13 protein-coding genes are annotated in these 14,295 nt (G+C 67.8%); 11 read left to right on the top strand and 2 right to left on the bottom strand.

Annotated elements, in window-relative coordinates; translation table 11 throughout:
• Positions 1-8: 8 nt before the first annotated feature.
• Positions 9-737, bottom strand: coding sequence for a glycerophosphodiester phosphodiesterase (locus tag ACOOF5_RS14150; protein ID WP_420440224.1), 729 nt, complete (start codon positions 735-737; stop codon positions 9-11).
• 18 nt (positions 738-755) lie between these two features.
• Here ACOOF5_RS14150 and ACOOF5_RS14145 point away from each other — a divergent pair, with 18 nt between their 5' ends.
• The 9 genes from ACOOF5_RS14145 (at position 756) to ACOOF5_RS14105 (ending at position 7,993) form a co-directional block, all read left to right on the top strand.
• Positions 756-1,025, top strand: a complete 270-nt coding sequence (locus ACOOF5_RS14145; RefSeq protein ID WP_420440222.1) for a hypothetical protein — start codon at positions 756-758, stop codon at positions 1,023-1,025.
• Between the two features lie 85 nt (positions 1,026-1,110).
• Positions 1,111-1,422, top strand: a complete 312-nt coding sequence (gene tatB / locus ACOOF5_RS14140) for a Sec-independent protein translocase protein TatB (protein WP_420440220.1) — start codon at positions 1,111-1,113, stop codon at positions 1,420-1,422.
• Positions 1,419-2,276: a twin-arginine translocase subunit TatC gene (gene tatC / locus ACOOF5_RS14135; RefSeq protein WP_420440218.1), complete on the top strand. Its 858-nt coding sequence runs from the start codon at positions 1,419-1,421 to the stop codon at positions 2,274-2,276. The genes tatB and tatC overlap by 4 nt, the downstream gene beginning before the upstream one ends.
• Entirely contained in the window at positions 2,273-4,687 is a 2,415-nt protein-coding gene (locus tag ACOOF5_RS14130) for a DEAD/DEAH box helicase (RefSeq protein ID WP_420440216.1), read from the top strand. The genes tatC and ACOOF5_RS14130 overlap by 4 nt, the downstream gene beginning before the upstream one ends.
• Positions 4,684-5,313 (top strand): hypothetical protein, encoded by a 630-nt coding sequence (locus ACOOF5_RS14125; RefSeq protein ID WP_420440214.1) that lies wholly within the window; start codon positions 4,684-4,686, stop codon positions 5,311-5,313. Before ACOOF5_RS14130 ends, ACOOF5_RS14125 begins: the two co-directional genes overlap by 4 nt.
• 93 nt (positions 5,314-5,406) lie before the next feature.
• Positions 5,407-6,864, top strand: coding sequence for an FAD-dependent thymidylate synthase (locus ACOOF5_RS14120; protein WP_420440212.1), 1,458 nt, complete (start codon positions 5,407-5,409; stop codon positions 6,862-6,864).
• On the top strand, positions 6,839-7,030 hold the full coding sequence (locus tag ACOOF5_RS14115) for a hypothetical protein (RefSeq protein ID WP_420440210.1): 192 nt from the start codon (positions 6,839-6,841) through the stop codon (positions 7,028-7,030). Before ACOOF5_RS14120 ends, ACOOF5_RS14115 begins: the two co-directional genes overlap by 26 nt.
• Before the next feature lie 28 nt (positions 7,031-7,058).
• Complete coding sequence (locus ACOOF5_RS14110; protein WP_420440208.1) at positions 7,059-7,589, top strand: GNAT family N-acetyltransferase; 531 nt, start codon at positions 7,059-7,061, stop codon at positions 7,587-7,589.
• An 8-nt stretch (positions 7,590-7,597) separates the two neighbouring features.
• Positions 7,598-7,993: an NUDIX hydrolase gene (locus ACOOF5_RS14105; protein WP_420440206.1), complete on the top strand. Its 396-nt coding sequence runs from the start codon at positions 7,598-7,600 to the stop codon at positions 7,991-7,993.
• Here the strand turns inward: ACOOF5_RS14105 and ACOOF5_RS14100 are convergent.
• On the bottom strand, positions 7,946-9,439 hold the full coding sequence (locus ACOOF5_RS14100) for a hypothetical protein (RefSeq protein ID WP_420440204.1): 1,494 nt from the start codon (positions 9,437-9,439) through the stop codon (positions 7,946-7,948). The two genes, ACOOF5_RS14105 and ACOOF5_RS14100, sit on opposite strands and share 48 nt — an antisense overlap.
• A gap of 223 nt (positions 9,440-9,662) precedes the next feature.
• Between ACOOF5_RS14100 and ACOOF5_RS14095 the strand changes: the two genes are divergently transcribed.
• Positions 9,663-12,110 carry a DNA gyrase/topoisomerase IV subunit A gene (locus tag ACOOF5_RS14095; RefSeq protein WP_420440202.1) on the top strand — a complete coding sequence of 816 codons (2,448 nt, stop codon included), beginning with the start codon at positions 9,663-9,665 and terminating at the stop codon, positions 12,108-12,110.
• Positions 12,110-14,251 carry a DNA gyrase/topoisomerase IV subunit B gene (locus ACOOF5_RS14090; RefSeq protein WP_420440200.1) on the top strand — a complete coding sequence of 714 codons (2,142 nt, stop codon included), beginning with the start codon at positions 12,110-12,112 and terminating at the stop codon, positions 14,249-14,251. The genes ACOOF5_RS14095 and ACOOF5_RS14090 overlap by 1 nt, the downstream gene beginning before the upstream one ends.
• The last annotated feature ends 44 nt before the right edge of the window (positions 14,252-14,295 follow it).

Here is a 14,295-nt window from a genome sequence, read left to right as displayed (position 1 = left end):
GCACTGGTTCAGCACGACTGGGCCCGGGCATCTGATGGTGCGATGCCGGCGAGCAGGCGGTCGACGTGATCGCCATAGAGGCCGTCGAGCCCCATGTTGCGCAGCCCCGACGCCAACCGTGTGTGCTGGACGTCCCACCCGAAACAGAAGCGCTCGAACCGATGGAAGAGAGCTGCGAGGCCGCCCGTCCAGTCCTTGGCGGGCAGGTTGATCGCGTCGATGCCACTGTCGGCCATCGCAGCGGCCCGGCGCTCGGGGCCTTCCTTCATGCGGCGGACCCGGGTGGAGTCGACGATGTGTGCAGTGGTACGGCCGCGCACGTCGACGAGCAGGTCCCAGTCTCCATGGCACAACCAGAGACGGTCTTCTGCGCCGGCGGCGCGGGCGACCTCGATGACGGCGTCGGCAGCAGCGGGGTCCTTCAGGTCGACGGACAGCTCGAAGTCGGTGCCGCACGCCTCATACATCTCCGCCAACGTGGGGACTGCTGTGCCAATACGCTCGCGCGCAAACGAGCTGAACGGGCGGCGAACGCCGCGGTGCCACACGACGCCGTCGTGGTCGAGCATGGGATGACCGTCGCGGCTGAGCCAGACGTCGGTCTCGAGGCCGGTCGCCCCCATGTCCAGAGCCGCGGAGAACGTAGCGAGGGCATTGTCTGGGCCATGAGCCCGCCCGCCGCGGTGCGCGAATGCAATCGGGGGCGTACGCAGTGACGGCAATGGCTGCGAGGGCACACCTCTATCGTGCCATTCATGTCGACGTTGTGGCTGCTGCCGATCGTTGCCTTCGGCCTGCTCGCCGCCGTCAGCGTGGTCATGATCCGGCGGCTGGCACGCGAGCTGCGAACGACGGCGCAGAGCTTGGCGTCGATCGCCGACGCAGCCGCGGCGGTGCGCGCCGACGTCGTGCGTGCACGCACCGCAATCGACAGCCTCGATGTGCCGTCGCTGCGCCAAGCCACCACCGAGCGGGCACTGGGGCTGGCCGTGCGGTGGGCCGCTCGCCGCGTGCTGCCGCTGTGATGCGGCGACCTATGCCGCCTACACGATCAGCCATGCCGGGAGACGGCAGAACCGCCGCGCAGGGCCGGGGTTCTACCATCGAGCCGTGAGCCTGCAGCCCAACGAGGTGCTGATCATCGCTCTCGTGGCGCTGATCGTGCTGGGCCCCAAGCGGCTCCCGGGGGCCATCCGCAGCATCGGTCAGACATTCCGGCAGGTGCGTGAGTTCTCCACGAACGTGCGCCAAGAGATGGACGCCACGCTGTCACCGCCGATCGTCGAGACCACTACACCGACTGAGTCGGACAACGACGCCGAAGCGCCCGGCACGCCGGCTCGGGCCGCCGACGATGCCGAGGCGCCGGGCGAGACTGCCGCTGAGGTGACGGATCGATCAACCAGCGACGGCGCTGCGTGAGGCGCTGGTTGCGGCGTCGGCCGCGGCCGGCGGTCATGGGCTTTTGGGATCACCTCGCCGAGCTGCGCAACCGGCTCATCTGGAGCATCGTGGCCATCGTGCTCGGCATGGTCGTCGGGCTCATCGTCTACGACTGGCTCTTGGAGTCGATCTTCCTGCCGCCCTATTGCCGGGTGCTGGAAGCCCGTGACGCTCCCACAAGCGTGCTGGGCGACTCATGCAGCCTGATCATCACCTCGCCGCTCGAAGGATTCCGCACGCGCATCAAGGTCTCCGCCTACTTGGGTGTCGTGTTGGCGATGCCGGTACTGCTGTGGCACCTGTGGCGGTTCATCACGCCGGCGCTGGACCGGCGGGAGAAGCGTTGGGCGGTTCCGTTTGTCTTCGCGGGTTGCGTGCTCTTTGTGTCCGGTGCGATGCTCGCGTACTTCACCTTCGAGCGGGCGCTCGAGTTCCTGATCTCAGTCAGCGGCGACGTTGTCGACCCGCTGCTGGGGCCGGGGGCCTACCTGGGACTGGTGACGTTCATGATGCTGGCCTTCGGCATCGGGTTCGAGTTCCCGATTGTGCTGATCTTCGGCCAGCTTGCGGGAATCGTCACGCCCTCCCAGCTCAATCGGGCCCGCCGCTACGCCATCGTCGGCATCGTGGCCGGCGCAGCGATCATCACACCGTCAGGTGATCCAGTAACGCTCGCGGCGCTGTCAGTGCCGCTGTACGTCTTCTATGAGTTGTCGATTCTCGTGGGGTACCTCATCCTGCGGCGTCGCAGCGGGGCGCCGCCGCTGCGCCGGCGGTTCCGCCGGTCGCCCCAGGCGGGCGACGAGCGCCAGGCGGAGGAACCGGCGCCATGAACCCAGCCGCCGGGCCGGCCGCCACCGGCGACGGGCCCCGCACGCCACTGTTGTTCGAGGACCTGCTGGCGTCTCGGGGCATCTCTCCCGACGACTTTCAGACCGAAGCGTTCGCAGCGCTCGATGAGGGCGGCTCAGTGCTGGTAGCTGCACCGACGTCATCGGGCAAGACGCTGGTTGCCGAGTACGCCATCGCTGCGACCCTCGAGGCCGGCAAGCGAACGGCCTACACCACGCCCACCAAGGCGTTGTCGAACCAGAAGCTGCGCGAGCTGCGCGCCTGGCTGGGGGCTGAACGGGTGGGCCTGCTCACCGGCGACAACGTGATCTTCCCTGATGCCGATGTGGTGGTCATGACCACCGAAGTGCTGCGCAACATGATGTACGCGGGCTCGAGCCACGTCTCCGAATTCGGGATGGCTGTGCTGGATGAGGTCCACTTCCTGCAGGACCCCTACCGGGGGGCCGTCTGGGAAGAGGTCATCATCAGCACGCCGCCGCACATGCGGCTGGTGTGCCTGTCGGCCACGGTGAGCAATGCCGACGAGCTTGCAGCATGGATCGAGGCCACCGCCGGCGGCTGCACCGCAGTGGTGTCCGCTCAGCGGCCGGTGCCCCTCGAAGATCGCTACCTGATCTTCGAGCGGCACAGCCGCCGTCTCGTCGACTTGCCGACCTTGCGGGACGGGCGCCCGAACCCCGAGATCGAGCGCTTGGTGGAACAGGCGCGTTCCCAGTCGGGCGGCCAGCGCCGCCAGCGCCGGGGAGGCGTGCGGCCGGCTCGGCCGCGGCGCGCTGAGATCGTCGAGCATCTGGCTGCGAACGCCAGGCTGCCGGTGATCGTCTTCGTGTTCTCCCGCCAGGGCTGCGACGATGCGGCGCAGACGCTCGCCGCTGAGGGAGCGGCGTTTCTCGACGCTGCACAACAGCATCGGGTGCGCCAGATTGCGGCAGCCCACACAGCGGACCTCGACCCCGGTGACCTTGACGCGCTGGGCTACGAGGGATGGCTGAACCGGCTCACCGCCGGCGTCGCCGCGCATCACGCAGGCTTGATTCCCGCGTTCAAGGAAGCCATCGAAGAGTGCTTCTCGGCAGGGCTGCTGGCCGTCGTGTTCGCAACCGAGACACTCGCAGTGGGCGTGAACATGCCTGCCCGATCAGTGGTGATCGAACAGCTCAGCCGGTTCCGGGGGGAAGGTTTCGCACTGCTGACGCCGGGCGAGTACACCCAGCTCACGGGCCGCGCGGGCCGCCGCGGGATCGACGAGGTGGGCTACGCGTACACGCTGTGGCACCCCCAAGCGGCGTTCGGCGAGGCGGCACGGCTGGCGGCGAGCAATGACTTCGAGCTGGAGTCTTCCTTCCGGCCGACATACAACATGGTCGCCAACCTCATCGCCAGCCGGACGCGAGATTCCGCGGTTGAACTGCTGCAGCGATCGTTTGCCCAGTGGCGGGCCGATCGCCGCATCGGCGAATGGACCACAGCGCTGGAAGTCGAGCGCAAGGCGCTGCGCGACGCCCGGGCGCGGTTGAAGTCGATGGGCGGCGGCCGTGGCCGCTCCTCGGGGCACGGGCGAGGTCGCGCTCCGCGCTCGGGGCGACATCGACGTCCCAGGCCCGCAGACCGACGCACCGACCGGGCGCTCATCGACGCAGAGCGGAACGCCGAGCGTGTCGGGGCCCGAGTGAGCCGTCTCAAGGACCGGATCAAGCTCGCCAAGGGAGGCCTGGCCCGCCAGCTCGACGCCACCAACGAGGTGCTGAACATCTTCGGCTGCGCGGACGGCTGGTCGCTCACGGAGACGGGCGACTGCTTGCGGGCTGTCTTTCATGAGTGCGATCTGCTGACAGTGCTATGCCTGCGTGAGGGCGTGTTCGACGGCTTAGAGCCAGCTCGACTGGCGGGGCTGGTGTCGATGCTGACCTACGAGCACCGCAGCAGCCAGCCGCCGCCAGCGCCTCGCTATCCCGACGGCGACACACGCGAGCGGGCGGCGCGCATCGTCGAGCTCGCGGCACAGATCAATCGTGCCGAGCGCCAGCACAGCGTGGTCGTGTCGCGCGCTCCAGATGGGTCATTCTTCGCGGTTGCCTACGCCTGGGCGCAGGGGCGGGCTTACGCCGACCTGTGGCCAGGCGATCCCTGGGGCGACCACGTACCGGCTGCTGGTGATTTCGTGCGCCAGATGCGCCAGCTCATCGACTTGATTGACCGCATCGCGGAAGTCGCCCCTGAGCGCGACACACAGCGCGCCGCCGCAGGCGCCCACACCGCGCTAGATCGCGGGGTGGTCGCCGCGGCAACCCGAGTTTCCGATGGGCGTGTCGGCGGGCCGGTGACGGCCGCTCCAGGAGAGGGTTTCGTCTCGCTGCCCGTGGTGACTCGTACCCGCAGGCTCTCGTGACGGTCCGGCGCAACCAGCCGTGGGGAACCGCAGGCGCCCTGGCTGAGGGAGCGCCGATTGCCACGAGCAATGCCGAACTGCGCGTCGCGGTCGCGCGCCAGCGAACGGGTGATGCGCCGGCGATGCCGATCGGGTTGACCGGCGGTGACCTGTGGCGGGTGGTGGGCGCGCCAGCGGGCGGAACGGACCGCTTGCGTAGTGAACATGCTCGAACAGCGCCGATCGATCTCATCGAGGTGAACGCCGATGGCGAGACGCATTGGGCGTGCATCGGGGCTGTCGCGCGCAACTCATGGTGGCGCGGTCCCGTCGTGGCCGCCATGAGCGCCGAGACCCTCGGGAGGTGGCGCCTGGCACCGGCCGCCCACCCCAACGACGGGCGACTGCACGTGCTCAGCACCGGTGTGGATCAGCCCGCGCTCGGCCCCGCGCAGCGGGTTCTCGCCCGCCGCCGCCTGCGGTTGGGCACTCACGTGCCGCATCCGGCGATCGCCGTGCGGCGGGTGCAGTGCGCGCAGTACCGGTTCGACCGGCCGCTCGGGTTGTGGCTCGACAGCGATCGCGTCGGCCGATGCCGCGAGCTGACCCTGACCATCGCGCCCGACGCTGCGGTGATCGTGTTCTGATCCGGCGGGAAAGGCTGCGTATCCGCGCTTCGGCGAACGGTCCATACCATCATGCAGAAGTGCCGTGTATCGACCTGAACCGCCGGTGAACCGGTGACCCTCTACACCGCCGAGACGTTCACACCTGCCGAGCAGGACATCCTGCGGCGGTACGTCACGAACCTGCGCCAGCCGGTGTTTGCGCTCGTGAACCTGCCCGAGGTCGTGAAGGGAGCGCTGTTCGCCCGCTATTCCCGGACCCACAAGAGCCTGCGGCGGCTGCTGATTGACGAGTTCGTGGACGACCTCGACATCTCCGGCGACGAGACCATCGACGCCACGGTCGGCGTGGCTCGCGCCGAGCAGCTCTACCAGCGAGTGTTCGTGGAGTACGGCGACGATTCGGTGGCCCAGCTCGGGGCGGTGCATCTCGCGTGTGAGCAGGCTTCCAACGTGCTCACCAAGGTGCTGGAACGGGGACGGCTGATGTCGTACCTCGAGCAGTCCACCCGCTACCTCGCCTACGACGAGCGCCTCCACGGGCGTTACCGCTATTACCGGCCGCCCGCGGTCACGAACTCCGCCGCGGGCACGCGCTACGTCGGCGATGTCGACGCCATATTCGATGCGTACGGCGACATGGTTCAGCGCATGACGGCATGGCTCACCGAGCACCACGATGCGGCGCCCAGCGTTGCCGGGGCGGGTGGAGACCTGGCGCGCCGGCGAGCCATCCGGGCGCAGGCCTTCGACGCCGCACGCGGGCTGCTGCCCGCGGCAAGCCTGTCCAACGTGGGCATCTTCGGCAGCGGGCAGGCCTATGAGGCGCTGCTGCTGCGGATGCGTTCGCACCCGCTGCCCGAAGCACGCAGCTATGGCAACCTGATGCTCACCGAGCTGCGCAAGGTCATCCCGTCGTTCCTGCGTCGCGTCGACCGGCCCGACCGGGGGATCGCATGGTCGGACTACCTGGAGACCAATCGCACCGCGATGGAAGAATTCGCGGCCGAGCTCTTCGCCCACGAGACGCCCGAAGCGGTACCCGAGGTGGTCCTCACCGACTGGGATCCCGCGGGCGAAGACAAGATGCTCGCGTCGATGCTGTTCCCCCACACCGATCTTCCGGAGTCGCAGATCGCGACTCGAGTCGCCGACATGACCGAGGCTCAGCGCGTCGATCTCGTGCAGCGCTACGTCGGCGATCGCACAAACCGGCGTCACCGCCCGGGCAGGGCGCTGGAGCGACTCGACTATCGGTTCGATGTGCTCGCCGACTACGGCAGCTTCCGTGATCTGCAGCGACATCGCCTGTTGACGATCGAGTGGCAGCCGCTGACGCCGCGTCACGGGTACACCGTGCCACGCCTCGTCGATGCCGCCGGCGGGGGCGAGGCCTACGACGAGGTCATGGAGCGGTCGGCGAATCTCCACGACGCCGTTGTCGACGCCGCAGGACCGCTCGAGGCTTCCTACGCCGTCTCGATGGCGTACCGGGTGCGCTACGCCATGCAATTCAACGCCCGCGAGGCGATGCACCTGATCGAGCTTGCGGTCCCAGCCACAGGGTCATGAGGACTACCGGCGTGTCGTCACTGCGATGTACCGCCAGATTGCCGAGGTCGCAGGCCACAGCGCAGTGGCAGCGATGATGTCCCACATTGACCTGTCCGAAGGTGTGCTGGGGCGGCTCGGCGCCGAGAAGGCCACCATGGCGCGGCGTTCTGCCGAACCCGCCTGATGGGCCGTGGCCCATGGAGGCTGTGCCCATGGAAGAGGCTGTGCCCATGGAGATAGAGGCGGTACCGGCGAGCGGTGAATACCTTGACGCTCTGGCGGCGATGGCTCAAGAGGCAGTGGCCGAACAGGCTGACGCCCGCGGCGGGTGGGTCTGGTCTCGGCGGGAGGTGCGCGAGAAGCCCTTCAGCGAGAGTCTGCGGGCGGCGCTCGACGATCCCGATCAGGCCGTGTGGGTTGGGCTGATCGACGGCACGCCGGTGGGCTATGCGGCTGCTGCGGTCGAGTCGTTGCAGTCGGGAGACTGGCTGGGACGCGTCACCGACCTGTACGTGACCACCGGGGCCCGCGACGTCGGCGTGGGCGAGGAGCTGATCGGCGAAGTGCTGCGATGGTGTGAGCTGCGCGATTGCGTCGGCGTCGACTCGCTTGCGCTGCCGGGCAACCGCGCCACCAAGAACTTCTTCGAGACGTTCGGATTCACCGCACGGTTGCTGGTGCTGCATCGCAGACTGGGGCCGGCGCCTGGGCCATCGAGCGAGCCCGTCACCTCGCCGCAGTGAGCGCTCCGGTGCCCCAGGTGTGTGTCGGCGGGATCGCCGTGCGGGGTGAATCAGTGCTGCTGGTGCGGCGAGGTCGCCCACCCGCCGTGGGTTTGTGGGCGTTTCCCGGAGGACGTGTCGAACCGGGGGAGAGTCTGAGTGCCGCAGTCGAGCGCGAGCTGGCCGAGGAGACCGGCCTAGTCGTGCAGTGCGCTGAGCTCGTCGGCGTCACCGAGCACATCAGTGACCAGATGCACTTCGTGATCTTGGACTATGCCGTGGAATGTCCGCCCGACGCAGTGCCGCTCGCCGGCGATGACGCCGCCGAGGCCCGCTTCGTGAGCTTTTCCGCGATCGAGGCGGGGGAGTTCGCGCTCTCAGCCGGGATGCGCGAGTTCCTCGACTGCCACGTCCTCGGCGTCTGATTCGGCTGTCGCTTCGTCGGCGTCTGATTCGGCTGTTGCGTCCGCGGCGTCTGATTCGGCTGTCGCTTCGTCGGCGTCTGATTCGGCTGTTGCGTCGTCGGCCTCGGCTTTCGGCTCCGGCTTCGGTCGGCGGCGGGAGCCGCGTCGCGACTGGCCACGAGGGTTCGCTGCTGAGGGCTCCACGCCGAACGCTGCCGCGACTTCAGGCAGCCGGCTCGCAATCTTGTGTACCACCTCGATCAGTTCTTCGGAGGGCTCAGCGGGAACGCTCGGCACCACGACATAGGGCCGAACCGGTGAGAAAGCAACCGCTTCAAGCACGACTGCGATGCGGTGCTGGGAGTTGCCGGTTCCCAACGCGGCATTCGCCTGCGTTGTCAGTTCCTGGGCAACTTCGGGAGGCAGCGGGGCACCGGCCTTGGGGGGCCGGGAGCTGAGGCGCAAAGCTCGTACCACGCGCCCTTCGGCCAGCGTCGTGCGCAGCTCGTCATGCCACTCGCGCTGGCTGGCTTCGACGCGTTCGTTGAGCCCTTCGCGGATCTTGTCGGCCAATTCCCGAGCCTCGGCGCCGCGGGCGAAGTCCTCGGCAGCCACCAGCACGGAGCGGAGATCGCGCAGATCCACCCGTTCGATGCCAGCGAGGGCCGCTTCGGCACGATCGCGCCACTCGGCGATCTGCACCGGTCCGACGAGCGATTCCGCGAGCCGCAGCACGCCTTCGGCTGGCACCTCGGGCGCGCCCTGCGCCGCCGCCTTGCGATTCTGCTCGTCGATGCCCGTGCGAACGGCAGCGAGGCCACCGCGTGCGACCTGTTCGGCCACCACCTGCTGCTCGGCCGGCAGCGAGGCGATGAGTTCGTCCCGGTGCTTGCGGCTCGGTCGGAGCTTGCGCGTCTTGGGGCGAGGGGGGCGATCGGGGGTCTCGGGCTTTGCCTTGGCGGCGGCATCTGGTGACTGTCGCTTGGCACCGCCCTCACGACGGCGGCGGCCGTCGCCCTCGCGCCGCTTACGCCGCTGAGGCTCGCCTTCCGCCGAGTCTGCGGACCGTTCACGTTTGCGGCGGTCGCCCTCTCGCTTGCGCTTGGGACCGCGCGAATCTCGCTCTTGGTCGCCGCCACGCTCTCCCTCGCCACCGCGTTTGCGGCCCCCGCGGCCGCTGTTCACCCGGGCGGTGGTCGTTCGGGCACCACGGTCGGGCGGACCGATCATCTCGATGCGCTCGGCAGGGGGCTTGCCGCTACGGGCCTTGGGCGGGAGCACCCCAGTGACGAAGATGCCGTCGACTTCGAATTCGGCGTCGACGCGCAGAACATCGCCTTCGCCGACGTCAGGCGGAAGCAGGTCGCCGTCGAGCACGCCCTTGGGCTGCTTCGCGCCTGCTGCACGCCACGTCCACGAACCGTCGTCGCGCCGACTGGTCAGCTCGACTTCGAGGCGCCGGCTCACGAGGTCCTCACCAACACTCGCCGCAGGGTAGTCCTTGATGCCGGAATCGACTTAGCCCAGGATCGACCAAGTCCAAATTGACATGGACCGCAAAGGCGAGCGTCGTACTCTCAACTGCAACCGCTGGGATGCGCCAAAGCGAACGGTGCAATCCGGCGTTGAGGGCGCGCATACACACGCTCCTGCTCTGCAACACCTTCCGTCCTGGAGAGGGCCCCAGACGATGGCCGGACCGACCGCACCGACGAGGATCGCCCGAGAAGTCCACGACATCGACGTCGCGGACGAGATGCGCGACTCGTTCATGCCCTACGCGCTGTCGGTGACCACGGCGCGGGCGATTCCCGACGTTCGTGACGGCCTCAAGCCAGTGCAACGCCGGATCCTCTATGTCATGGATGACCTCGGTCTGCGACCAGGCACCCCGTTCAGAAAGTCGGCCGGTGTCGTCGGCGAGGTAATGGGCAAATACCACCCTCACGGCGACAGCGCCATCTACGAGGCCATGGTCCGCATGGGCCAGGACTTCGCCATGTCGGTGCCCCTGGTGGCACCCAAAGGGAATTTCGGCAGCCTCGACGACCCGCCGGCTGCCTACCGCTACACCGAAGCGCGACTCACTGCGGCGGCCCTGACAATGACCGCAGGCATCGACGAGGACACGGTCGATTTCACGGCGAACTTCGACGGCGAGCGGACTGAGCCGACGTGCCTGCCCGCGTTGCTGCCGAACCTGCTCGTGAACGGGGCCAGCGGCATTGCGGTGGGCATGGCCACCAACATGGCGCCGCACAACCTGGCCGAGGTCTCCGAGGCCATCAAGCTGGTACTGCGCCAGCGACGCCCCAAACCAACCACGGCTGAGCTCATGAATCTGATGCCCGGCCCCGACTTCCCTTCGGGCGGCGTGGTCATCGTCGACGATTCACTGGCCGATGCCTACGAGTCGGGGCGTGGCACCGTTCGTGTCAGGGCCAAGACGCACATTGAGCCGTTGACAGCCCGTCGAGACTGCATCGTGGTCACCGAACTGCCCTACATGGTCGGCCCCGAACGGGTACAGGCAAAAGTCCGTGAGCTCGCAGCGAGCGGACGGCTCGACGGCGTTGCCGCCGTGAATGATCTGTCGGATCGCAACTGGGGCCTGCGGCTGGTGATCGAGTGCAAACCCGGCGTGAACGCGCATGGTGTGCTTGCCCAACTGTGGAACCTGACACCGCTCGAAGACACATTCGGCATCAACAACGTGGCACTGGTCGACGGCGTTCCCCGCCAGCTCGGCCTGTACGCACTGTGCGAGCACTACATCGCTCACCGCCTCGATGTCATCGTCCGCCGCACGCAGTTCCGCCTCAACCGTGCGACAGAGCGCGAGCACATCGTGGCGGGTTTGCTCATCGCTCTCGACAACATCGACGCTGTGATCGCGATCATCCGCGGCGCGCCCGATGTCGCCAACGCCCGGGCACAGCTCATGGCCCGCCTGGAGCTGACCGAGATCCAGGCCAATCACATTCTCGACATGCAGTTGCGGCGGCTCACTGCGCTCGAGACACAGCGCCTGCGAGATGAGTTGGCCGAGCTTCGCGACGCGATCGAGGGCTACCGCAAGATCCTCGGCTCGGAGGCTCGGCGCCGGACCATCGTCGGGCGTGAGCTGGACGAGGTAGTCAGCGATCTCGGCGTTCCTCGCCGGAGCGAGATCTGCCATCGCGACGATGTCGTGGCAGCCGCGCGTGGGTTGGGGGAGGGGCCCCGCGACGACACGCTCGACCTCGTACGCGACAGCGAGGGCGGCGAGCGGACCAGCTTGGTGACGCTTTCGGTTTCAGGTCTGCTGGGTCGACGCCACGAAGAAGACCCGCTGAGCGCCAAGCCCGGCCGGCACGACGTGCTGGTCGCCGCAGCGATAGCAGCCGATCTTGATGTCGTGCACTTGGTGACCGACCGGGGTCGGGTCCTTCGTACCGAGGTGCGAGCGATACCCGAGATGCTGCGAGGGAGCCGGGGAGCGCCCGTTCGCGAGATGTTCTCCCTCGCCCGTGGCGAGCAGCCCGTTGCGCTGTTCGGACATGCGGCAGCGCCGGTTGCGCTGGTGACGCGCAGTGGCGTGGCAAAGCGTCTCGACCCCGCCGCGCTGGGATCGGTGCGCAGCGGGAACACGGTGATCTCGCTCACCGACGGCGACCGGGTGGTTGCGGCGTTCGATGCTCCCGATGGATCTGAAGTGGCGCTCATTGCCTCCACCGGCCATGTGCTGCGGTTCGGCGCCGACGCGCTGACCGTGCGTGGCCACGGGGCAGCGGGCGTCGCCGGCATGAAACTGCACGCCGGCGCCACCGTGGTGGCCGCAGGCGCAGTCTCATTCGGCGCGCTGGTAGTGCTGGTGACCGACGAGGGCACGGTGAAGGTCACCGAAATCTCCGATATCCCGTCCCGTGGGCGGGGCACTGCCGGCTCACCCACGGTGCGACTAGCCGGTTTTGAGACGCAGGTCACCTACGGCTGGGTGGGACTTCACCGCCAGCTCGCGGCGGTTGTGGCACCGCACGACGACATCGGGTCGCCCGATCCGGCGCCAGCGCGGCCGGAGCTGTCTGCGACGAAGCGCAACGGGCCGACCCGTACGACCGACCAGCGCATCCTTGTGTTGGGGGAGTACCGCTTCTGATGGCGGTACCGGCAGCATCGACCGCACGCGACGCCCCCGAGGAGCAGATTCGCAACATGGCCGACGGCGGCGATTCCCACCCACACAGCAACGCTGCTGCGAGCGGAGCCGATGGGCCGGCGGGTACCTATGACGCGAGCGCCATCGAGGTGCTCGAAGGTCTCGACGCGGTGCGCAAGCGTCCCGGTATGTACATCGGCGGGACCGGCTCCGGTGGTTTGACGCACCTGCTGTGGGAGATCATCGACAATGCCGTCGACGAGGCGGCTGCCGGACACGGCCGACAGATCGAGATCACCCTCTACGACGACTCCTACGAGGTGGTGGACCGGGGCCGCGGCATCCCCATCGACATCAAGCAGGACGACATCACAGCGGTCGAAGTCGTGTTCACCGAACTGCATGCCGGCGGGAAGTTCGGAAACGGGGCCTATGGCGCCTCGGGTGGCCTCCATGGAGTCGGCGCATCGGTGGTGAACGCTCTCTCGAGCCGTCTCGTCGTGGACGTGAATCGCAACGGCGCGACCCATCGCCTCGAGTTCTCCGACCGAGTCGCTGGGCACACCGATGCTGCTGGCCGTTTCCGACCCGGGCACAAACTCAAGCGAGTCGGCCGGGTATCTGCGGGACGCACCGGGACCCGCGTCCAATTCTGGCCCGACCGGGAGATCTTTGACCCCGCAGCCACTGTCGACTTCGACGAAGTCCGCCAGCGGATCGAACAGGTCTGCTTCCTGGTGCCCAAGGTCAAGATCACCCTCGCCGACCGGCGGACCGATCCGCCCGTCGTCGAAGAAATCGTCTCGAGCGGCGGGCTGGCCGACTTCGTCCAGAAGCTCTGTGGTGACGTCGAGCCGATAACCGGTCTGGTCGGGCTGACTGGATCGGAGGAGTTCACCGAACGCGTCCCGGTGGACGGCAAGCTCACCGATGTCGTGCGCCGGTGCGACGTCGAGGTCGCGATGCGCTGGACGCGCGCTTATGACACGAACATCGTCGGCTTCGTGAACACCATTCCCACGCCCGAGGGAGGCACCCATATCGCCGGCTTCGAGCGGGCACTCACGACGGCGGTCAATACCGCTTTGGCCGAGGCCGACCCGCGCAAGCTGCGACGCCTCAAGGACGAGGCGCGAGCACAGCGCGAGGATGCTCAGGAGGGCCTCGTCGCGGTGGTGCGTGCAACTTTTGCCGAACCGCAGTTCCGGGGTCAGACCAAGCGGGAACTCGGCACGCCGCAGGTCCAGCGCATCGTCGCCAGTGTGGTGAGAGAGGGCTTGCGCGCGTGGTTCGACGGCAGCGCGCCGGGGTCACGAAAGACCCATGTTCGGGCGTTGATCGACAAGCTGGCCGATGCGGTGGTGAATCGCGTGGAGTCGCGGCGAGCGCTCGATCAGCGACGCAAGGCGGCCGCACTCGGCAGCAACGGCATGCCCGACAAGCTGTCCGATTGCCGGCTGCAGCGCGAAGGCGAACTGCTCATCGTGGAAGGCGATTCTGCGGCCGGTCCCGCGAAACGCGCCCGCGACAGCGCCTGGCAAGCGGTGTTGCCGCTGCGGGGGAAAGTGGTGAACGCCGGCAAGGGGACTGCCAAGGCGGTGCTCGACAACGCAGAGGCCACGGCGCTGTTCACGGCGCTGGGGGCCGGTTCGGGAACCGACTTCGACCTCGATGCGTGCCGTTACAGGCGTGTTGTCTTGCTGGCCGATGCTGACGTAGACGGAAGCCACATTCGCTGCCTCGTGCTGACGCTGATCTACCACTACATGCGCCCGCTGCTGAGGGATGGCCGGGTGTTCGCGGCACAGCCGCCCACGCATGCGTTCACCATCGGCACAACCAAGAAGTTCGTGTACTCAGAGGCCGAGCGCGAATCATTGACCGCAGAACTGGAAACAGCGAATCGGCGATACCGGCTCACCCGCTTCAAGGGTCTTGGCGAGATGGACGACGAGGAGCTGTTCGAGACGACCCTGAACCCCGAAACACGAGTGCTCCGCAAGATCGGCCTCGGCGAGGCGCGGGCATCCCAGGAACAGGCCAAGAAGGCCTTTTCGGTGATGATGGGCGCCGCCGTCGAGCCCCGCCGGGAGTTCATCGTGAGACACAGCCGCGACTACGGCCAGGCGCTCGACATCTGAACCGCTGTGCCGAGATCCTCTGCAGAACGCCGATAATAGACATT

Source organism: Candidatus Poriferisodalis sp., assembly GCF_965214215.1.
Lineage (GTDB): Bacteria > Actinomycetota > Acidimicrobiia > Acidimicrobiales > Poriferisodalaceae > Poriferisodalis.
The sequence above is the reverse complement of the archived record's forward strand: the minus strand, read 5'-3'. Positions and strand labels throughout refer to the sequence as shown.

What these genes read in the sequence shown, in the direction of transcription:
- ACOOF5_RS14145 (WP_420440222.1), top strand. Translation starts at nt 756, where the DNA reads ATGTCGACGTTGTGGCTGCTGCCGATCGTTGCCTTCGGCCTGCTCGCC.
- ACOOF5_RS14130 (WP_420440216.1), top strand. Translation starts at nt 2,273, where the DNA reads ATGAACCCAGCCGCCGGGCCGGCCGCCACCGGCGACGGGCCCCGCACG.
- ACOOF5_RS14090 (WP_420440200.1), top strand. Translation starts at nt 12,110, where the DNA reads ATGGCGGTACCGGCAGCATCGACCGCACGCGACGCCCCCGAGGAGCAG.
- ACOOF5_RS14110 (WP_420440208.1), top strand. Translation starts at nt 7,059, where the DNA reads ATGGAAGAGGCTGTGCCCATGGAGATAGAGGCGGTACCGGCGAGCGGT.
- ACOOF5_RS14095 (WP_420440202.1), top strand. Translation starts at nt 9,663, where the DNA reads ATGGCCGGACCGACCGCACCGACGAGGATCGCCCGAGAAGTCCACGAC.